Origin of the sequence: Amaricoccus sp., assembly GCF_017995835.1 — a bacterium.
Lineage (GTDB): Bacteria > Pseudomonadota > Alphaproteobacteria > Rhodobacterales > Rhodobacteraceae > Amaricoccus.
Genome location: NZ_JAGOID010000007.1, coordinates 37,462 through 57,660 on the forward strand (window position 1 = coordinate 37,462; position 20,199 = coordinate 57,660).

A 20,199-nucleotide genomic window follows, 5' to 3' on the forward strand; every position below is an offset into this window, starting at 1 on the left:
ATAAAAGTGCAAAATGTCAAAAACGGTCCGCGAGTCGATTCATGAGCCGCCGGTATGAGGCCCCGCTCCCCGAGCAGACGCGTGCGGTCTACGAACGCGGCGCGGCGGCCTTCGACGCGACGAGACGGCGCGATCTGACCGAGGCGGCCTGGCTCGTGCGTTTCCTTGCGCTGGCGCCGGAGGGACCGATCCTCGACCTCGGCTGCGGGGCGGGCGAGCCCGTCGCGGGCTGGCTGCTCGCGCAGGGGCGAGAGGTGGAGGGCGTCGACTTCGCCGCGCCGATGCTGGCGCGCGCACGGGCGCGGTTCCCGCAGGCGGTCTGGACGCTCGCCGACATACGCCGCCTCGACCTCGGGCGGCGCTTCGCCGGGATCGTCGCCTGGGACAGTTTCTTTCACCTGACCGCGGAGGAGCAGCGGGCGACGCTGCCGCGCCTCGCCGCACATCTGCTGCCGGGCGGCGCGCTGCTCTTCACCGCCGGGCCCGACGCGGGCGTGGCGGTCGGAGCGGTGGACGGGCGGCCGGTCCATCACGCCAGCCTGTCGCCGGCCGGCTACGCCGCCTGCCTCGAGGCGTCGGGGCTGGTCGCGCGCGGCTTTCTCGCCGAGGATCCCGCCTGCGGCCGGTCGGTGTGGCTGGCCCGGCGGCGCTGAGGCGTTGCGAGCGGACGTCGGGGCGCCTACCTCCCGGGAAGAAAGGGAGGACGCAGGCATGAGCCGGGCATTCGTGAAGGAAGATGACGGGGATCGCCCGGAGACATTGCCGGAGCTGCCGGTCAGCACGCTGCCGAACCTGGTGACGGCCCGCGGGCTCGACCTGATCGAGGCGCGGGTGGCGGAACTCGAGGCGGCGCTGGCGGCGGAGACGGACGAGATCCGGCAGGCGCGGCTGAAGCGCGACCTGCGCTACTGGCGCGCCCGCAAGGCGACGGCGCGGCACGTCGCGCCCGACCCGGCCGATCCGGCGGTCCAGTTCGGCAGCGTCGTCACCTACCTCGACGACGAGGGCGCGACGCGGACGGTCGCGATCGTCGGCGAGGACGAGGCCGACCCGGCGACCGGGACGATTTCCTATGCCGCGCCGGTCGCCCGGGCCCTGACCGGGGCGCGGCCGGGCGACGCGGTGACGGTCACGCTGCGCGGCCGCCCGGTCGAGCTCGAGGTCGTCGAGGTCCGCAACCGGTAGGGGCGGCGCACCGCCCGGTCTCAGATCGCGCGGATCAGCTTGCGTTCCAGCACGCGCAGCACCTGCCGCAGATCGCTGCCCCGGCGGAGAATCCGGCCGTCCATCGCGATGACGGCGTACTCGCCCTGGCGCCCGGCCAGCCGCGGGCGCTTCTCGATCCGGTAGAGCGGATGCTCGGCGGCGTGCCGGAACACCGAGAACACGGCGACGTCGCGCAGCATGGCGATGCCGTAGTCCCGCCAGAGGCCGGCCGCGACAAAGCGGCCGTAGAGGTCGAGGATCACCGCGAGTTCCCGGCGATGGAAGGCCACGCGGTCGGAAGGGCTCGGAAACGGGGCGATCTCGGTGCCGTGGACCATGGCGGGAGCATGGCGGCGGCCCCGGACTTTGGCAAGCGCGCCGGCAGCGTGACGGCGAGTCCCGCTTCGAGCGGCGCGCGGTGGTGGCGATCACCCGCGGCGGCGGCGGCGGCCTTCGCCGGAGCCGCCGGCGCCGAAGGCGACCTGGGGCAGCGGCGGCAGATGGGGGAAGGCGGCGGTCGCGTGCGGGATCGCGTTTGCCGCGACGAAATGCTCCTGGAAGCGCGGCTCGATCGCGGTCTCGACCTTGTGGATGCGCGTGACCAGCGCCTCGACCTCGCGGCGGGCGGCGGAGTTGAGCAGCGCGATGCGGGCGCCGGTGCCGGCGGCGTTGCCGGCGGAGGCCACCTTGGCGAGGTCGCAGTCGGGGATCATGCCGAGGATCATGGCGTGCTTCGGCGAGATATGCGCGCCGAAGGCGCCGGCGAGCACGATGCGGTCGACGGTGTCGACGCCGAGCTCGTCCATCAGCAGCCGGGCGCCGGCGTAGAGGGCGGACTTGCCGAGTTGGATGGCGCGGACGTCGCCCTGGGTGACGAGGATGCGCGGACCGGCCTCGCCGCCGTCGTGGACGAGGTAGGCGTGCGTGCGGCCCTCCGGCACGCAGCGGGCGGTCCCGGTCTGCTCGGCGGAGCCGATGAGGCCCGAGGCGTCGAGGATGCCCGCGAGACGCATCTCGGCGATCACCTCGATGATGCCGGAGCCGCAGATGCCGGTGATCCCGGTCGCCGCGGTCGCCTCCGGGAAGCCGGGCTCGTCGGACCAGAGATCGCAGCCGATGACGCGGAACCGGGGCTCCCTGGTGACCGGGTCGATCTCGACGCGCTCGATGGCGCCCGGGGCGGCGCGCTGGCCGGAACTGATCTGCGCGCCCTCGAAGGCGGGGCCGGTGGGCGAGGAGCAGGCGAGCACGCGGCGGCGGTCGCCGAGCAGGATTTCGGCGTTGGTGCCGACGTCGACGATGAGCATCAGCTCGTCCGAGAGGTTCGGGCCCTCGGAGAGCGCCACCGCGGCGGCATCGGCGCCGACATGGCCGGCGATGCAGGGGAGCACATAGATGCGGGCGTCGGGGTGCATCGCGAGGTCGATCTCGGAGGCCCACAGGGTGAGCGCCGAGGCGGTGGCGAGCGCGAACGGGGCCTGGCCGAGCTCGACCGGGTCGATGCCGAGGAGGAGGTGGTGCATCACCGGGTTGCCGACGATCACCGCCTCCATGACCAGCTCGCGGGCGATGCCGGCCTCGGCCGCCGCCTGGGCGACGAGATCGTTGAGGGCGCCGCGGACGGCGCGGGTCATCTGGCCGGCGCCGCCGGGGTTCAGCATGGCGTAGCTGACCCGGCTCATCAGGTCCTCGCCGAAGCGGATCTGCGGGTTCATCAGGCCCGCGGAGGCCCGCACCTCGCCGGTGACGAGGTCGCAGAGATGGCCGGCGATGGTGGTCGAGCCGAGGTCGATGGCGAGGCCGTAGATCGAGCCTTCGTAGAAGCCGGGCCAGACGTGGAGGATGCGCGCCTCGCCGGAGCCGTCGCCGTGAAAGACGGCGCAGGTGACGCGCCAGTCGCCCTTGCGCAGCGCCGACTGGAGCATCTGGAGCGTGCGCAGGTCGCCCTTGACGTGGGCGAGGCCCCACTGGTCGAGCAGGGCGCGTTCCAGCCGTTCGAGGTCGCCGGAGGGTTCGTGCATGTCGGGCTCGGCCACCTCGACGAAGTAGAGGCGGGTGGCGGGATCCATGACGATCTGGCGGGCCTCGGCGCGCTTGCGCACGACCTGCTTGTGGACCTGGCTCTCGGGGGGGACGTCGATGACGACGTCGCCGAGGATCTGCGCCTGGCAGCCGAGGCGGCGGCCGGGGATGAGGCCGCGCTTGGCATGGTAGCGTTCCTCGACGGGGTTCCAGGGTGAGAGCGCCTCCGCGGCGACGGTGACGCCGTGCTTGGGGAACTCGCCGAAGGCGGGGGTGATCTGGCACTTGGAGCAGATGCCGCGGCCGCCGCAGACGCTGTCGAGGTCGACGCCGAGCTGGCGGGCGGCGGTGAGGACGGGGGTTCCGCGCGCGACGTGGCCGCGCTTGCCCGAGGGGGTGAAGATGACGAGCGGGTCCTTGGTCATGGCTTGCCCCCGGGGATCCTGCCGGATGTAGCGGCTCGACGCGGCGGGCGGTAGGCCGAAGGCGGCGCATCCGGAGCGGGATGCGTCATGCGGTCGTCATCCTCCTGGAAAGGCAGCGAAAAGCGGGGGTGGAAAGCGGGTGGAATCCGGCTGGAAACCGGCTTGCCACTTCTTTGCGGACGGTTAACCAACACGGGCGATTTTGCGGGCGGTTGTGCCAGCGCGATCCGTTCGGTCGGTACCGTGCGGGGATCTCTCCGATATCCCCGCCGATTTCGACCGTTGGCGAAATCGGCACGCGACTGCCCTTCCGAGGGCAGGCGCGTTCCGCGCCAGCCAGGGCAGCCGCGCGCCGATGCGAGCTTCGGAGATATCGGATGGCCCCTCGGCCCGCGCTTGCGGCGCGGGCCGACCGGATCGCGCGGGCGCCACTGGCGCCCGGCAAGTGCGATCCGGGGAGAAATCGGACGGGCGCACCCGGGAGGCTGCCCAGAGAGGGCCATTCCTGGGGGACGATCACCCGTAGGGCGTGTCAGCTCCGCAGGACGCCGCCGGTGGCCTTGGTCACGCTGGCGACGATGCGGGCGGAGGCGGTTTCGATCTCGGCCTCGGTGAGGGTCCGCTCGGTCGGCTGGAGGCGGACGGCGATGGCCAGCGACTTCTTGCCGGGGCCCATCTGCGCCTCGGCGCGGGGGCCGGCGAAGACGTCGAAGACCGAGACGCCGGCGACCAGCGCCTTGTCGGCGGCGCGGGCGGCCTTCAGCACCGCCTCGGCCTCGATCCGCTCGTCGAGCACGAAGGCGAAGTCGCGCTCGACCGCCGGCAGGTCGGAGACGACGAGCGCCGGTCGCGCCGTGCCGCGGGCGCGCGGGAAAGGCAGCGCCTCGAGCTCGAGCGTGAAGCCGACGGCCGGGCCGCGCAGGTCGAGGGCGGCGAGGACGCGCGGGTTGATCTCGCCGAAGACGGCGACGACGGTTTTCGGCCCAAGCGTCAGCACGCCGGAGCGGCCGGGGTGGAGCCAGTCCGGGGCATCGCGGCGCAGCATCAGGCCGGCGGGGGCGCCGATCGCGGCGAGCGCGGCCTCGGCGCCGGCGCGGGCGTCGGCGAGGTCGACCGGGCGGCGGGCGCCGAAGGGGTCGCGCGGGCCGGTGGCGCCGACGCGGATTCCGGTCGCGTGCAGGCGCTGCTCGCCCGGCTCGCCGCCGGGGAAGACGTGGCCGACCTCGAAGAGGCCGAAGTCGTTCGCGCCGCGCGCCTGGTTGCGCGCCGCCGCCGCGAGGAGGCCGGGCAGGAGGTCGGGGCGAAGGTGGCTCATCTCGGAGCTGATCGGGTTCTCGATGCGCACCGCCTCGCCGCCGCCGCCGAAGAGGCGCGCCGCCTTTTCGTCGATGAAGCTGTAGGTGACGCATTCGTGCAGGCCGGACGCGGCGATGCGGCGGCGGGCCTGGCTGGCGCGGCGCTGCATCGGCGTCTGCACCGGGCGGGCGACGCCGGGGGCGCGCGCCATCGGCCGGCCCTCGAGCCGGGACAGGCTGGCGATGCGGGCGATCTCCTCGACGAGGTCGGCCTCGCCGTGGACGTCGGGCCGCCACGACGGCGGCGCGACGACGAGTTCCTCGCCCTCGCGGTCGACGGCGAAGCCCAGCGCGACAAGGATGCGTTCCTGTTCCTCCGGGGCGATGTCGAGGCCGACGAGCGTGCCGACGCGGGAGAGGCGCAGGCGGTAGCTGCGCTCGGAGACCGGCGGGCGGCCGGCGATCTCGACCTCGGAGGGCTCGCCGCCGCAGAGATCGAGGATCATCCGCGTGGCGAGCTCGATGCCGGGGACGGCGGAGAGCGGGTCGACGCCGCGCTCGAAGCGATAGCGGGCGTCGGAGTTGATCCGGTGCCGCCGGCCGGTGCGGGCGGTGCGGATCGGGTCGAACCAGGCGCTCTCGAGAAGGACGTTCGTCGTCGCCTCGGTGACGCCGGTGCGCGCGCCGCCCATCACGCCGCCGATCGACTCGGCGCCGTGGGCGTCGCAGACGAGGGTCTCCGAGCCGTCGAAGGCGTATTCCTTGTCGTCGAGCGCGACGAGGCGCTCGCCAGGGCGGGCGAGGCGGACGGTGATGGCCGAGCCGTTGATCTTGTCCGCGTCGAAGACGTGGAGCGGCCGGGCGCGGTCGCAGGTGATGAAGTTGGTGATGTCGACGAGCGCCGAGATCGGGCGCAGGCCGATGGCGTGCAGCCGGTCCTGAAGCCAGGCCGGCGAGGGGCCGTTCCTGACGCCGCGGATCAGCCGGCCGGCGAAGAGCGGGCAGGCCTCGGAGGCGACGTCGGGGGCGAGGTAGATCGCCACCGGGTTGGGGAAGGCGCCGGGAACGGGTTCGATCGTGGGTGTGACCAGCCGGCCGAGGCCGCGGGCGGCGAGGTCGCGGGCGATCCCGGCGACGGCGAGCGCGTCGGGGCGGTTCGGGGTGACGGCGATCTCGATCGTCGGGTCGAGCTTCGCCACGTCGACGAAGGCGGCGCCGACGGGGGCGTCCGCGTCGAGCTCGGCGATGCCGTCATGGGCCTCGGAGAGCTCCATCTCGCGTTCGGACAGCATCATGCCCTGGCTCTCGACGCCGCGGATGGTGCCGACCTTGAGGGTCAGGTCGGTGCCGGGGATGTAGTCGCCGGGCATGGCGACGACGACCTTGATGCCGGCCCGCGCGTTCGGGGCGCCGCAGACGATCTGGCGTTCGCCGTCGCGGGTGGCGACGCGGCAGACGCGCAGGCGGTCGGCGTCGGGGTGCTGGACGGCCTCGATGACCTCACCGACGGTGAAGGCGGCGAGCTTGCGGCGCGGATCCTCGACGCCCTCGACCTCGAGCCCGAGGTCGGTGAGCGCGGCGGTGATCTCGTCGAGGCTCGCCTCGGTGTCGAGGTGCTCCCTGAGCCAGGAAAGGGTGAACTTCATGGTCCCTCGCGCGCCGGGCGTGCCGTTTCGGCGCGGTTTAGGCGAAGCGCGCGCGAAGGGGAAGGGGCGGGGAAATCAGGCCGGGACGATGCGGCCGGCGGCGAGGCGCAGGGTGCGGTCCATGCGGGCGGCGAGGTCGGGGTTGTGGGTGGCGATCAGCGCCGCGAGGCCGGTGGAGCGGACGAGGGCGAGCAGGACCTCGAAGACGTGGGACGAGGTCTCAGGGTCGAGGTTGCCGGTCGGTTCGTCGGCGAGGAGGACGCGGGGGCGGTTGGCGAGCGCGCGGCAGAAGGCGACGCGCTGCTGCTCGCCGCCGGACAGCTCGGCCGGACGATGCGCGGCGCGGGGGCCAAGGCCGACCTCGGCGAGAAGGGCGCCGGCGCGGGCCTCGGCGGCGGCGCGCGGGCTGCCGGCGGCGCGCTGGGGGAGCGCGACGTTCTCGCGGGCGCTGAACTCGGGGAGCAGGTGGTGGAACTGGTAGACGAAGCCGATGGTCTCGCGGCGCAGGCGGGTGCGGGCGGTCTCGTCGAGCGCGTGGGCCGGGCGGCCCTCGATGGCGATCTCGCCGGAGGTGGGGGCGTCGAGGAGGCCGGCGACGTGGAGGAGCGTCGACTTGCCGGCCCCCGAGGGCGCGACGAGGGCGACGACCTCGCCGGCCGCCAGCGTGAGCGAGGCGCCGTCGAGGGCGACGACCTCGCCCGGCTGGCCGGGGTTGTAGACCTTGCGGACGCCCGAAAGGCGCAGGGCCTCACTCATAGCGCAGCGCCTCGACGGGGTTGAGGCGGGCGGCGTTGCGCGCGGGGGCGAGGGTGACGAGGAAGGAGAGGCCGAGCGCCATGGCGACGACGGCGGCGACGTCGCCGGGGCGCAGGCGGGCGGGGATCTCGGTGAGGAAGCGGATCTCGGGGTTCCACACCGAGCCGCCGGCGACCCATTCGACCAGCGCCTGGATGTCCTGGATGTAGATGGCGAAGAGGCAGCCGAGGATGACGCCGAGCGCGGTGCCGGTCACGCCGATCAGCGCGCCGCAGAGGAAGAACACCCGCATGATCGAGCCGCGCGTGAGCCCCATCGTGCGCAGGATGCCGATGTCGCGGCCCTTGTTCTTCACCAGCATGACGAGGCCGGAGACGATGTTGAGCCCGGCGATCAGCACGACGAGAGAGAGGATGATGAACATCACCCGCCGCTCGACGTCGAGGGCGGAGAGGAAGGCGCCCGAGGCGTCGCGCCAGGTCCAGAGCACGGCGCCGTCGCCGGCGGCCTCGGCCAGCGGCGCGCGCAGGGCGTCGACCTGCATCGGGTCGGCGACGAAGACCTCGATCTCGTCGGCGGCGCCGTCGCGGTCGAAGAAGGACTGGGCCTCGGCGAACGGCATGTAGACGCGGGTGCGGTCGATGTCGAAGCGGCCGACGCCGAAGATGTAAGTAACCTCGTAGTCGGAGATGCGCGGCGAGGCCCCGAAGGGGGTGTCCATGCCCTCGGGCGAGATCAGGGTCACGACGTCGCCGACGGCGAGGCCGAGTTCGCGGGCGACGCCGGCGCCGATGGCGACGCCCGCGTCGAGGCGGGCGAGGTCGCCGAAACCGATCTCGGGACTGGCGACGAGCGGGACCTGCTCCAGATCCTCGGTCCGGGCGCCGAGGACCTCGACGCCGATGGCGCGGCCATGGGCCGAGGCCATGACCTGGCCGCGGACGAGCGGGCTCGCGCGGGTGACGCCGGGGACGGCGGCGAGGCGGGCGGCGAGCGCGTCATAGTCGCGCACCATGCGGTCGGGCTGGCCGTCCGGGCCGATTCCCGGCGTCTGGTAGATGGTGACATGGGCGTTCGCGCCGATGATGCGGTCGGTGAATTCCTCGCGAAAACCGATCATTACCGCCTGCACGACGATCAGCGTGGCGACGCCGAGCATGACGCCGATCAGCGCGTACCAGGCGATGACCGACACGCCGCCCTCGCGCCGGCGGGCGCGCAGGTAGCGCCAGGCGATCTGCCACTCGAAGGCGGCGAAGGGGGGCGGGGGCGTCCGGGGGGCGTCGGTCATGGCGCGCGGAACCTGCGAGGGGCGGTGCGGGAGGTCAAGGCACATTCCCGCAATCGCCCTCCCCGGAGGCGGAGCCGGCGGGATCCGGCGAGGCGGGGGCGAAGGGGGAAATTGGTGAGGGTTTACCGCCGCTTGGGCGATGCACAAGCCATGCACAGCCTATGCACAATGCGTATGCATGATCTGGCGCCGCCTGCCGCCCGAAGCCGCTGTGCCGGCGAGAAGCTGAAGGGCGCCATGAAAAAGCCGACGGTCCGGTCATCGAGATCGTCAAGCGTCCCGAGGGGGTCACGGGCTTCGTCGTCAGCGCCCGGCGATGGGTCGTCGAGCGCACGCTCGCCTGGTTCGGGCGCTGCCGGTGTCTGGCAAGAGACCGGGAAGCCTCCATCGCATCCTCCGAGGCGTGGCTCCTCATCGCTTCCATACGCCGGACCGATCCGGTCGACCACAAGGACGAGGCGGTCAGCAAGACGCTCGGCGGGGCGATCTTCCAGATCCTGCTGCTCGACCTCGTCTTCTCGGTCGATTCGATCATCACCGCAGCAGGCCCCGCATCCGGGGATGCGGGGCCTGACCGAGGGCGCCGGTCAGTAGATCGTCAGCGCCGGGATGTAGGTGATCGCCAGGAGGACGATCAGCGCCACGGTGAAGAAGGGCCAGAGCTCCTTCACGGTCTCGCCCATGGAGGTCCGGGCGATCGACGACGAGATGAAGAGCGTCGTGCCGATGGGCGGCGTGTAGAGGCCCATGCCGAGGTTGATGACCATGATCAGCCCGAGCTGCACCGGGTCGAGGCCGATGGCGGCCGCGAGCGGCACGAAGATCGGCCCGAGCAGCATGACCGCGGGCGGCAGGTCGAGCGGCATGCCGACGATCAGCATCAGGATGTTGAGCGCTATCAGGATCAGGAACTTGTTCTCGAGGTTGGTCGCTACCCATTCGGCGAACTTCATCGGCACCTGGTCGAAGGTCAGGATCCAGGCGATCACCGCGCTGCCCATGATGACCAGCATCACGATGCCGGTGGCGATGCCGGCCTGGATCATGGCCTCGCGGAAGCGTGCCCAGTCGAGGTCGCGGTAGAGGAAGAGGCTGAGCAGGATCGAGTAGACGACTGCCAGCACCGCCATCTCGGTTGGAGTGGCGAAGCCCATGCGCATGCCGATCAGGATCAGGATCGGGAGCGCGATCGCCGGGGTCGACTTGATCGCGAGCCGCAGAAGCGCCCGCCGGTCGACCGGCTCGGTCGAGGGCATGAAGCCCCGGCGCCTGGCGATCCACCAGCAGGTGGCGATGAAGCCGCCCGCCATCAGGAGCCCCGGCAGGATGCCGGCGACGAAGAGGTCGGCGATGCTGGTGCCGCTGACGAGGGCATAGAGGATCAGCGGGATCGACGGCGGGATCAGGATGTCGATGACCGCCGAGGTAGCGTTGTTGGCGGCGGCGAGGCCGGCCGGATAGCCGCGGCTCTTCTGCCACGGGATCAGGATCGAGCCGAGCGCCGAGGCGTTGGCGACCGCACTGCCCGAGACGCCGCCGAAGGCGACCGAGGCGACGACTGTCGTGGAGAGCTCGCCGCCCCGCCAGCGCTTCATGCCCTCGGAGGCGAAGTGCAGCAGCTCCTGGCCGAGGCGGCCGCCCATCATCAGCGCGCCCGCCAGCATGAAGAACGGGAGCGTCAGCATCGGGAAGGATTGGGTCTCCTGGAACATGGTCTGCGCGACCGCCATGACCGGGATGGCGCCCGACCAGAGGATGGCGCCGGTCGCGGCGATGACCAGCGCGTGCCCGACGGGAATCGCGAGGATCATCAGCACGACGAAGGCAAGGATGACGATCAGGCTCATCGTCAGATCTCCTCGTACTTGAGGGTGAAGCGGGACTCGGCGCCGATCAAGAGAAGCCGGACCGACTGGCAAAGGGTGACGACGCCGACCAGGGCGAAGGCCATCGCCATGGCCCAGTAGCCGTGGCTGCCGGAAAGTTGCAGGACCGGGCTCCGCTCGATCTTCGCGATCTCGGCGAGCACGAGCGCCTGGCGGAACAGGAAGGCGTAGGAGACGATGACGATGGCGTTGCCGAGCAGGATCACCCAGCGGCCGCCGCGCGGACCGGCACGGCCGATCAGCCACTCGACTGCGACATGGCCGCCCGCCTGCGCGGCGAGGATGATGCCGGCGACGATGAACCAGGGGAAGAGCCGCTCGGGCAGCTCCTGCGCGACGTCGAGGCCGCCGGCCGAGAAGGCGTAGCGGGCGAAGACGTTGGCGGTGAGGATCACCGTCAGCGCGATCCCGGTGGCGAGGACGATATAGCGGCAGACGACCGTGATGACCCGATCGACGAGGTTCACCGCGGCGAGCGTCGTCCTCTGCGCCGAGCCCTGGGGCTCGACGGGAGGGGTGTTGAAACCGGCGCTCATGGCTCAGCTCGCGCCGGCAGCGTCGACCACCTGGTCGACGAACTCGCCGTAGGACTCGCCCCGGTACTTGTCGATGACGCCGGCCGTCGCCTCCTGGAACGGGGTGCGGTCGGGCTCGTTGACCACGAGATCGGCGTTCGCCTTGAACTCGGCGAGCAGCGTGCCGTCGGCGTCTGCCATCAGCTTGCGCTGCAGCACGCCAGCCTCCTTCGCGGTGGCCTTGATGATCTCGAGCTGCTCCGGCGTGACCTTGCCCTCGGCGAACCGCGACATCAGGAAGGGCGTCGACTGCCACTGGTGGCCGGTCAGGGTGATGAAGCGGTTGACCTCGAAGAGCTTGGCGCTGGCGATGTTGGCGAGCGGGTTCTCCTGGCCGTCGACCACACCCTGCTGGAGCGCGATGTAGAGTTCGCCGAACGGGACCTGCTGGGTCGCCGCGCCGAGGGTCTGAAAGATGTCGACGGTCACCGGGTCGGCGGGCGTGCGGATCTTGAGGCCGCCGAAGTCCGCCGGAGTCTCGATCGACTTCTGCGAGTTGGTGGTGTGGCGGATGCCGTTGTCCCACCAGTCGAGCGCGATCAGGCCGACGCCGGCGAACTTCTCGGCGAGCGCCGCGCCGATCGGGCCTTCGAGGACCTGATGGGCCTGGGCGGCGTCGCGGAAGAGGAACGGCAGCCCGAGCGCCGCGATCTCCGGGACGAGGCCGGAGGCGGCGCCCTGGCTGTTGGCGGTCAGGTCGAGCGCGCCGGTCCGCATGCTGGTCAACATCGAGACGTCGCTGCCGAGCTGCTCGGAGCCCGCGACGTTGATGACGACCTCACCGGCCGTCCGCTCGGCGACCATGTCGGCGAAGGCTTGGGCGGCGACGGTGCGCGGGTTGCCCGGGGCGGCGCCGTGGCCGAGAGTCAGCGTCGTCGCGGCCAGGGCGCGCTTCGGGCGGAAGGTGAGGGCCGAGGCGGCGACGGCGGCCGTGGCGCCCATGAGAAAGGCGCGGCGGTTGGGGCGAAGAGTCATGGCGTTCCACTCCAATGTTCTGAGGCAGGCTTCTTCGGTCGGCGCGGCGGGAGGCCGCGCCGGAGGTCCGCCGCGCCGGCGGACGGGCTGGCGTCAGAGCCAGCCCTTGATGCTGCCCGACATCGCCTCAGCCGAGATGCCGTAGCGGTCGTGCAACGTCGGCAGCGCGCCGGCGGCGAGGAATTCGTCGGGCAGGCCGATGTGGCGGAACTTCGGCGCGACGCCCTCGCGGAGGAGGACGCCCGCAACAGCCTCGCCGAGGCCGCCGATCACCGTGTGGTTCTCGGCGACGACGACCATGCGCCCGGTGCGACCGGCCTCCTTCAGGATCGTCGCGGTGTCCAGTGGCTTGATCGTCGGAACGTGCAGCACGCCGACCGCGACCTTGTCCGCCTCGAGCGCCTTCGCCACCTCGAGCGCGCGCATGGTGAGAAGGCCCGAGGAGATGACGAGGACGTCCGCGCCGTCGCGGATCATCTTGGCCTTGCCGAGCTCGAACCGGTAGCCGTACTCGTCGAGAACGAGCGGCACCTTGCCGCGCAGGAGGCGCATGTAGACCGGGCCCCTGTGCTCGGCCATCGCGGGCACGACCTGCTCGGTCTCCAGCGCGTCGCAGGGATCGACGACGGTCATGTTCGGCATCGCCCGGAAGAGCGCTAGGTCCTCCGCCGCCTGGTGGCTCGGACCATAGCCCGAGGTCAGCCCCGGCAGCGCCGCAGCGATCTTCACGTCGAGGTTCTCCTCGGCGATCGTCTGGTGGATGAAGTCATAAGCCCGGCGCGAGGCGAAGACCGCGTAGGTAGTGGCGAAGGGCATGAAGCCTTCGTGGGCGAGGCCTGCGGCGGCGCCGAAGAGTAGCTGCTCGGCCATGCCCATCTGGTAGCAGCGATCGGGGAAGGCCTCCTTGAAGACGTGGAGGTCGGTGTACTTGCCGAGGTCGGCCGTCATGCCGACGATCTCGGGCCGCGACTTCGCCAGCTCGACAAGCGCGTGGCCGAACGGGGCTGGCTTCGTCGCCTGCCCCTCGGCGGCGATCGAGGCGATCATCGCCGAGGTCTTGAGGCGCACCTTTTCCGGCGCCCTGGCTGTCGTGTCGGTCATCACGCTGTCCTCCCGGCGTCGAGCGCGTCGAGCGCGAGCTGCCACTCGTGCTCCTCGACGCGGATGAAGTGGCTCTTCTCGCGGGCCTCGAGAAACGGGACTCCGCAGCCCATGCGGGTGTCGCAGACGATCATCCGCGGCTGCGGGTCGGGATGCTGCTTCGCCGCGTCGAAGGCGGCGCGGACCGCCTCGATGTCGTTGCCGTCGATGCGCTGGGTGAACCAGCCGAAGGCCTCGAGCTTCGGAACCAGCGGCTCGAAGCCGAGCATCTCGGTCGAGGGACCGTCGGCCTGCTGGTTGTTGACGTCGATGATGCCGATCAGGTTGTCGAGCTTGTGGTGGGCGGCGGACATGATCGCCTCCCAGACCGAGCCCTCGTCGAGCTCGCCATCGGAGAAGAGCGTGTAGACCCGGTTCTTCGAGCCCTTGCGCTTCAGACCCAGCGCCATCCCGACGCCGATCGACAGGCCGAGGCCGAGCGAGCCGCCCGACATCTCCATCCCCGGCGTGTAGGCGGCCATCCCCGACATCGGCAGGCGCGAGCCGTCGCCGCCGTAGGTCTCGAGCTCGTCCTCCGGGATGATGCCAGCCTCGATCAGCGCGGCGTAGAGCGCGATCGCATAGTGGCCGTTCGAGAGCAGGAACCGGTCGCGGCCCTCCCAGTGCGGGTCCTCCGGCCGGTATTCCATGGCGTGGAAGTAGGCGGTCGCCAGCACGTCGGCGATGTCGAGCGCCTGGGCGATGTAGCCCTGGCCCTGCACCTCGCCCATGCGGAGCGCGTGCCGCCGGATGCGGTAGGCGCGCTCGGGCAGGTCGACATTGTGCCCAATCGTTGTGGTCACGGGTCTTTCCTCCGGATTGGTTGCGTCAATGGATCAGCATGCCGCCGTTGACGTCGATGACGGCGCCGGTGGTGTAGGAGGCGAGGTCCGAGGCGAGGAACAGGCAGGCCCGCGCCACGTCCTCGGCGTCGCCGAGACGGTTCATCGGGATGCCCTCGAGGATCTTCGCGCGGAGTTCGGGCGTGAGCTTGTCGCCGGTGATGTCGGTCTGGATGAGGCCGGGGGTCACCGAGTTGACGCGGATGTTGTCCGGGCCGAACTCGCGCGCCATCGCCTTGGCGAGGCCGAGGACGCCAGCCTTGGCGGCGCTGTAGTGCGGGCCGCCGAAGATGCCGCCACCGCGTTGGGCGGAAACCGACGACATGCAGACGATCGAGCCCGACTTCTGCCTCTTCATGTGCGGGATCGCAGCCTGGCTCATGTAGAGCGTGCCGCGCAGGTTCACGTCGAGGATGGCGTCGTAGCCCTTGTCGTCGATCTCGAGCGTCTTCACCGGCTGGGTGATCCCGGCGTTGTTGACGAGGACGTCGACGCGGCCGAACTCCTCGACGACCTTGGCGACCGCCGCCTCGCAGGCCGCCTTGTCGGTGACGTCGCAGGCATGGCCGCGATGGACGTCGCCGAGCTCGCTCGAGGCAGCCGCCGCCGCGTCGCCGTCGAGGTCGAGGATGATCGCCCTCCCGCCGTGAAGAGCGAAGAGCCTGGCAGTTGCGCGCCCGATACCGCGCGCCGAGGCGGCGCCGGTAACAATGCATACCTTGTCTGCGAGAAGCATCGCTGCTTTCCCCCTTTGAGTGCGTTGGTCTTGCTTGTCGTGGACGACGCTGCGGCGCCCGCCCGGGTATTCCGACCTTCGGACCTGTTCTCCGCCCGGTCCGTATTGTGCTCAATGCATACCTGCTTGCCACAAAACGCTCAAACGAATAAAACCTGCTATCGATGAGCCAGATTCATCTATCGAAGGTGGCGGGATGCGGACTTCCATCAAGGCGATTCAAGCGTTTGAGGCCGCCGCTCGCCTCGGTTCCTTCGCACTTGCGGCAGACGAGCTGGCAGTGACGCCCTCGGCCATCAGCCATCAGGTGCGGCTGCTGGAGGAGCAGATCGGCGTCGCGCTGTTCCATCGCGTGCACCGCTCGGTCATCCTCACCGACACCGGGCGCGAGTACGCCGTCGACGTCATCGCGGCCTTCGCCAAGATCGATGCGGCCACGCGGACCGCGGCGAGCGCCGGGGGAACGATGGCGCTGACGATCCATTCGAGCCCGAGTATCGCCAGCCAGTGGCTGATGCGCCGGCTTCCGATCTATGGCGAGGCGCATCCCGAGATCGACCTGCGGCTGCAGTCCTCGGTCGATCTGGTCGATCTAGGCCAGGGCATTATCGACATCGACATCCGCTACAATCCCGGGCCTGCCCCCGCCGGGGCCATCATCTACCCGTTCCCGGAGGACGTCGTCGTGCCGATGTGCTCATCGCGGCTCGCCAACGGGCTGAAGCCGATCCGGACCGTCGAGGACCTTGCCGGCCACACGCTGATTCACGGCGAGATCAACATCCTCGGTTGGCGGGAGTGGAGCCGCCGAAACCGCCGCGCGCGCCTCGAGCTCGACCGCGGTCCGCGCTTCGACCGCTCCTTCATGGCGATCCGCGCCGCGGTCGACAGCCTCGGCGTCTGCCTCGACAGCATGCTGCTCGCCGAGCAGGAGCTGCGTAGCGGGCAGTTGGTCGTGGTTCTTCCGGAGACGGCGATGACTGCGCGCGGGCATGCCTTCACCACGCTGCGATCCAAGAGTGCCACGCGAAAGGTAACGGACTTCCGCGAGTGGCTTTTCCGCGAGCTCGAACAGAGCAAGGCTTGGTGGGAAACGTCTGCACGTCCATCGAGCCGTCCGTGACATCTCGTGAACCGGCGCCGCTGCTGCACGCTCGGTACAACAGAACTCGATGGTCTGCAGACATGCGACTCCCCCGCCCCAGGGTTCACTGAGACACCCCGGACGGGCTCGCCCGGAACGCCGCCGAGGGTTCAGAGCGCGTGCCCCGCAGGTTCTCGGCCAATGCGGTGAAGCTCTCGCACTGGTCGGTGACGGGTCTGCCCCGGCACGTCGGGACCTCCGATTGGGCGGCAGAGATCCCGGACGTACCGGCCCGGAGCGGCCAGCACCCGCGCCATCATCCCACGAGGAGGACGATCGCGCCGCCGGTCAAGATGGTTGTCGCTGATCAGATTGGGCCGGGCCATAGCGGGAGACTAAACCTTCGGCTCTACGATCTCCTGGCCGGCCTTTCGGTTCGCTACGACATGCCAGAGTACATCGACAGGATGGAGCAGACGTCCGCAGGGGATCCCGTTCTAGGCGAGCGTCTCATCAAATGGCGGTCTAACGAAGGAAGGTGGCAGAATCACTGGAGGGCGCCAGAACCGGCATTCTGGAGTTATCCCGCGCTTCCACCGAATGGCGCGGAGATTCTGAAGTTTGAAATTGCGTGTCCTTAAGCAATGATTGGCTTACAAATCCACAGATTCATCCCTCTGTTCTAATGTAGTGATTCGTGCGGTGGCCGTTCGAGTCGAGCAAGGGCTGATACATCAGCGATGCTTTCGTTTGGCGCGGACCGGGTCGTTGTCGAAGAGGGCGGCGAGCTGTTCGGTCATGGCGCCGGCGAGCTGCTCGACGTCGGTGATGGTCACGGCGCGGGAATAGTAGCGCGTCACGTCGTGGCCGATGCCGATGGCGACCAGCTCGACGTGGCGCCGCCGCTCGATCATCGCGATCACGTCGCGCAGGTGGCGCTCGAGATAGGTCGCCGGGTTGACTGACAGGGTCGAGTCGTCCACCGGGGCGCCGTCGGAGATCGCCATCAGCACCCGGCGCGCTTCCGGCCGGCCGATCAGGCGGCGGTGGGCCCATTCCAGCGCCTCGCCGTCGATGTTCTCCTTGAGCAGACCCTCCTTCATCATCAGGCCGAGATTGGCCCGCGCGCGCCGCCAAGGCGCGTCGGCGGACTTGTAGACGATGTGGCGCAGGTCGTTGAGCCGCCCCGGCGCGGCCGGGCGCTGCGCGGCGAGCCAGCTCTCGCGGCTCTGGCCGCCCTTCCAGGCCCGGGTGGTGAAGCCGAGGATCTCGACCTTGACCTGGCACCGCTCCAGCGTCCGCGCCAGCACGTCGGCCGAGATGGCGGCGATCGAGATCGGCCGGCCACGCATCGAGCCCGAGTTGTCGATGAGCAGCGACACCACGGTGTCGCGGAAATCCGTGTCGCGCTCTCGTTTGAAGCTGAGCGGCGTCATCGGGTTCGCGACCACGCGGGCGAGGCGGCCCGCATCGAGCGTGCCTTCCTCGAGGTCGAACTCCCAGGCGCGGTTCTGCTGGGCCTGAAGCCGGCGCTGGAGGCGGTTGGCAAGGCGGGCGACCGCGCCCTTCAGCGGCTCGAGCTGCTGGTCGAGATAGGCGCGCAGGCGTTCGAGCTCGAGCGGGTCGGCGAGATCCTCGGCGGCGATCTCCTCGTCGAACTTCGTCGTCCAGACCTTGTAGCCGGGGTCGGCCTCGGAATGGGGCGGGGGCGGCCGATCGTCGGTCGGCTCGCCCTCCTCCAGGTCGGCCTCGTCCGCGAGGTCGGTCTCGTCGGCATCGGAGAGCGACGCCTGCACGGTCTTCGAATCGGGCTGGGCCTCGGCGCTTTCGTCCTCGGCGGTCGACTCCTGGCTGTTGTCGTCTTCGGCCCCGCCGCCCTCGTTCTCGTCGGGCGACTCGTCCTCTTCGGGCTCGCCGGCCTCGTCCTCGGGCTCCTCGGCGTCAGGATCCTCGCCGAGTTCGTCGCCGTAGCCGAGCTCCTCGATCACCCGCCGGGCAAAACGGGCGAAGGACTGCTGGTCGTCGAGAACCGCCTCGACGCCGTCGAGCGTCCCCCCGGCATGGCTGTCGAGAAAGCCACGCCACAGGCCGAGCACGTTCGCCGCGCCCTTGGGCAGCGGCCGCTCCGTCGCGATCTCGCGGACGAGATAGCCCGCCGCGACCGCGAGCGGCGCGCGCGCCGGGTCGGTGATCTCGGCATAGCCCATGCGCCGGGCTTCCTCGGCGATCTTGGCGTCGATGTTGCCCGCCGTCCCGGGCATGGCGCGTGCGCCCATGGCCTCGCAGCGCGCCGTTTCCATCGCGTCGAACAGCGCCGCGGCGGTCTCCCCCCGGGGAGCGTAGCGGCGGTGGGTGGCGTCGCTGTGGTAGCGCCGCCGCAACGCATAGGCGTCGGCGACGCCGCGGGCGAGCATGACCTCGTCGCGGGTCATCCGCCGCGTCACCTGCGGCAGGCGCATGGAGTCGCCGCTGAAGCCGGGCGGGTCGATGGAAAACGCGACCGACAGATCGGGGTCGCCGGCCATGGCGCGCGTCGCCTCGGCGAGCGCCTTCTTGAACGGCTCGGCAGGGTTGTCCGCAGGTTTCGTCATGCGCGCCAGAAATCATGCGGCGCCGGCGTCCGCAAGGGCCGCTCCGGCCCTTCGCGCGTCGCGAAGGCGCGCCGCGCCGCCTCGATCCGCTCGGCATTGTCGATGGTCCAGCGTGCGAGCGCACAGACGGGCACGAGCAGGCTGCGGCCGAGGTCGGTCAGGGCGTATTCCACCTGGGGCGGCGTGGTCGGGGCGACGGACCGGGTGACGAAGCCGTCGCGCTCGAGGCTGCGCAGGGTGGTTGAGAGCATCTTCTGCGAGATGTCGCCGATCTGGCGCTTCAGCGCGTTGAAGCGCGCAGGCCCGGCGCCGAGATGGCGGATGACCAGCACCGTCCACTTGTCGCCGACGCGGGAGAGCAGTTCGCTGATGCGGGCGCAGGCGGTTTCGTCGTGCTCACCTGGCGTCATGGACGTGCCCTCTTGACCGATTCGCTGATTTCTCTCATTCACGTGGTAACCGATCTATACCAGTATCAAACGGAGACCACCATGCCCGTCAGACCCCGCATCGCCATCATCGTCGGCTCGACCCGCGACTCGCGCTTCGCCGACAAGCCGGCGCAGTGGATCCACGATCTCGCCGGCCGGCGCAACGACTGGGAGGTGGAGCTGGTGGACCTGCGCGACTTTGACCTGCCGCTGTTCAACGAGAAGACCTCAAACCTGTGGGCGCCGAGCGAGGATGCGCGGGCGGTGGCCTGGCAGCAGAAGCTTGCGGGCTTCGACGGCTTCATCTTCGTGACCTCCGAATACAACCGCTCGATCCCGGGCTCGCTGAAGAACGCGCTCGATCAGGCCTACAAGGAGTGGGTGCGCAAGCCGGCGGCGGTCCTCGGCTATGGCTCGGTCGGCGCGGCGCGCGCGGCGGAGCACCTGCGCACGATCGCGGTGGAGTTGCAGATGGCGCCGATCCGTCACGGCGTGCATATCGGCGGCAGCGACTTCTTCAAGGTTCACCCGATGGGGCAGAACGCGCCGATCGCCGAGATCGAGGGCAACCTCCTGCCCGCGGCGCAGGCGATGCTCGAAGATCTCGACTGGTGGACCCGCGCCACCATGGCCGCTCGCGCCGAGGACGCGCGCGCGGCTGCCTGAGGCCGGCGCCCGGAGATTTACGGCGAATCAGGTCTCTGCTACGCTGCGTCAGCCGACAGGGGCGACGATGGAGCGAGGTCCGGGGGCCGAGCGAGCGCGGCGATGGCGGGGTCCGACCACTACCATCTCGTCAGCGAATGGCGGCTCGAGGCCGACATCGAGGCGGTGGCCGCCGTGCTGGCCACGCCCGAGCGCTTTCCGGAATGGTGGCCGGAGGTCTATCTCGCCGTCGACGAACTCGATCGCGGCCGGCCGGACGGGGTCGGCCGACGGCTGCGCCTGCTGACCCGGGGGTTCCTGCCCTATCGCCTGCGCTGGGTGGCGACGGTTGTCGAGAGCGACCGCCCGCACCGCTGGGCGGTAGCGGCGACGGGCGATCTCGTCGGGCGGGGCGAGTGGCGGCTGACGCAGGAAGGCGCGGAGACGGTCGCGCGCTATGACTGGAGCGTCGCCGCGGCGAAGCCGTCGCTCCGGCGGCTGTCCCCGCTCCTCGCGCCGCTCTTCGCCTTACATGAGGGTTCGGTCGTCAAGGGCGTCTTTGCATGCTGTTCCTTCTGTCCGACCTCGCCGATGACACTCATTCATAGCAGTTTTTTTTGAAGGCCCGGAGCGATCGTTCCCGCAGCTGCGGC

18 protein-coding genes and 1 pseudogene are annotated in these 20,199 nt (G+C 70.4%); 6 read left to right on the top strand and 13 right to left on the bottom strand.

What is annotated here, in order from left to right; all coding sequences use genetic code 11:
• The first annotated feature begins 41 nt into the window (after positions 1-41).
• Together KBA23_RS02355 and KBA23_RS02360 are read left to right on the top strand one after the other, a co-directional pair.
• Positions 42-653, top strand: coding sequence for a class I SAM-dependent methyltransferase (locus KBA23_RS02355; protein WP_290736370.1), 612 nt, complete (start codon positions 42-44; stop codon positions 651-653).
• Positions 654-711: 58 nt separating this feature from the next.
• Complete coding sequence (locus tag KBA23_RS02360) at positions 712-1,185, top strand: GreA/GreB family elongation factor (RefSeq protein ID WP_290736373.1); 474 nt, start codon at positions 712-714, stop codon at positions 1,183-1,185.
• A 20-nt stretch (positions 1,186-1,205) separates the two neighbouring features.
• On the opposite strand, the gene KBA23_RS02365 is transcribed toward KBA23_RS02360, so the two are convergent.
• The 5 genes from KBA23_RS02365 to KBA23_RS02385 form a co-directional block, all read right to left on the bottom strand.
• On the bottom strand, positions 1,206-1,544 hold the full coding sequence (locus tag KBA23_RS02365) for a DUF2794 domain-containing protein (RefSeq protein WP_290736376.1): 339 nt from the start codon (positions 1,542-1,544) through the stop codon (positions 1,206-1,208).
• A 90-nt stretch (positions 1,545-1,634) separates the two neighbouring features.
• The gene (locus tag KBA23_RS02370) at positions 1,635-3,653 is read right to left on the bottom strand and encodes an ASKHA domain-containing protein (protein WP_290736379.1); all 2,019 of its coding nucleotides are present in this window, start codon (positions 3,651-3,653) and stop codon (positions 1,635-1,637) included.
• A 532-nt stretch (positions 3,654-4,185) separates the two neighbouring features.
• The gene (gene pheT / locus KBA23_RS02375; RefSeq protein WP_290736382.1) at positions 4,186-6,594 is read right to left on the bottom strand and encodes a phenylalanine--tRNA ligase subunit beta; all 2,409 of its coding nucleotides are present in this window, start codon (positions 6,592-6,594) and stop codon (positions 4,186-4,188) included.
• Between the two features lie 75 nt (positions 6,595-6,669).
• Positions 6,670-7,350 carry an ABC transporter ATP-binding protein gene (locus KBA23_RS02380; RefSeq protein ID WP_290736385.1) on the bottom strand — a complete coding sequence of 227 codons (681 nt, stop codon included), beginning with the start codon at positions 7,348-7,350 and terminating at the stop codon, positions 6,670-6,672.
• Positions 7,343-8,641, bottom strand: a complete 1,299-nt coding sequence (locus tag KBA23_RS02385) for a lipoprotein-releasing ABC transporter permease subunit (protein WP_290736387.1) — start codon at positions 8,639-8,641, stop codon at positions 7,343-7,345. The genes KBA23_RS02380 and KBA23_RS02385 overlap by 8 nt, the downstream gene beginning before the upstream one ends.
• 260 nt (positions 8,642-8,901) lie before the next feature.
• On the opposite strand from KBA23_RS02385, the pseudogene KBA23_RS02390 reads away from it, so the two are divergent.
• A pseudogene (locus KBA23_RS02390) lies at positions 8,902-9,069 on the top strand (transposase); the annotation flags it as partial.
• A gap of 159 nt (positions 9,070-9,228) precedes the next feature.
• Here KBA23_RS02390 and KBA23_RS02395 read toward each other — a convergent pair.
• The 6 genes from KBA23_RS02395 to KBA23_RS02420 all read right to left on the bottom strand — a co-directional run bounded on the left by KBA23_RS02395 (position 9,229) and on the right by KBA23_RS02420 (position 14,795).
• Entirely contained in the window at positions 9,229-10,488 is a 1,260-nt protein-coding gene (locus KBA23_RS02395) for a TRAP transporter large permease (protein WP_290736390.1), read from the bottom strand.
• 2 nt (positions 10,489-10,490) lie between these two features.
• Entirely contained in the window at positions 10,491-11,063 is a 573-nt protein-coding gene (locus tag KBA23_RS02400) for a TRAP transporter small permease subunit (RefSeq protein ID WP_290736393.1), read from the bottom strand.
• 3 nt (positions 11,064-11,066) lie between these two features.
• A complete protein-coding gene (locus tag KBA23_RS02405) occupies positions 11,067-12,077 on the bottom strand; it encodes a TRAP transporter substrate-binding protein (RefSeq protein ID WP_290736396.1) in 1,011 nt (336 codons plus the stop codon).
• Between the two features lie 93 nt (positions 12,078-12,170).
• Positions 12,171-13,178 carry a transketolase family protein gene (locus KBA23_RS02410; RefSeq protein WP_290736398.1) on the bottom strand — a complete coding sequence of 336 codons (1,008 nt, stop codon included), beginning with the start codon at positions 13,176-13,178 and terminating at the stop codon, positions 12,171-12,173.
• Positions 13,178-14,020 (bottom strand): transketolase, encoded by an 843-nt coding sequence (locus KBA23_RS02415; protein ID WP_366935291.1) that lies wholly within the window; start codon positions 14,018-14,020, stop codon positions 13,178-13,180. Before KBA23_RS02415 ends, KBA23_RS02410 begins: the two co-directional genes overlap by 1 nt.
• A gap of 25 nt (positions 14,021-14,045) precedes the next feature.
• Positions 14,046-14,795, bottom strand: coding sequence for a glucose 1-dehydrogenase (locus KBA23_RS02420; RefSeq protein WP_290736401.1), 750 nt, complete (start codon positions 14,793-14,795; stop codon positions 14,046-14,048).
• A gap of 196 nt (positions 14,796-14,991) precedes the next feature.
• Here KBA23_RS02420 and KBA23_RS02425 point away from each other — a divergent pair, with 196 nt between their 5' ends.
• Positions 14,992-15,918: a LysR substrate-binding domain-containing protein gene (locus KBA23_RS02425; protein WP_290736404.1), complete on the top strand. Its 927-nt coding sequence runs from the start codon at positions 14,992-14,994 to the stop codon at positions 15,916-15,918.
• A gap of 695 nt (positions 15,919-16,613) precedes the next feature.
• Here the strand turns inward: KBA23_RS02425 and cobT are convergent.
• The gene (gene cobT, locus KBA23_RS02430; protein WP_290736407.1) at positions 16,614-18,470 is read right to left on the bottom strand and encodes a cobaltochelatase subunit CobT; all 1,857 of its coding nucleotides are present in this window, start codon (positions 18,468-18,470) and stop codon (positions 16,614-16,616) included.
• On the bottom strand, positions 18,467-18,880 hold the full coding sequence (locus tag KBA23_RS02435) for a helix-turn-helix domain-containing protein (RefSeq protein ID WP_290736410.1): 414 nt from the start codon (positions 18,878-18,880) through the stop codon (positions 18,467-18,469). The genes cobT and KBA23_RS02435 overlap by 4 nt, the downstream gene beginning before the upstream one ends.
• Before the next feature lie 81 nt (positions 18,881-18,961).
• Between KBA23_RS02435 and KBA23_RS02440 the strand changes: the two genes are divergently transcribed.
• Together KBA23_RS02440 and KBA23_RS02445 are read left to right on the top strand one after the other, a co-directional pair.
• The gene (locus KBA23_RS02440; protein WP_290736413.1) at positions 18,962-19,567 is read left to right on the top strand and encodes an NAD(P)H-dependent oxidoreductase; all 606 of its coding nucleotides are present in this window, start codon (positions 18,962-18,964) and stop codon (positions 19,565-19,567) included.
• Between the two features lie 102 nt (positions 19,568-19,669).
• A complete protein-coding gene (locus KBA23_RS02445; protein ID WP_290736416.1) occupies positions 19,670-20,167 on the top strand; it encodes an SRPBCC family protein in 498 nt (165 codons plus the stop codon).
• Positions 20,168-20,199 lie beyond the last annotated feature (32 nt).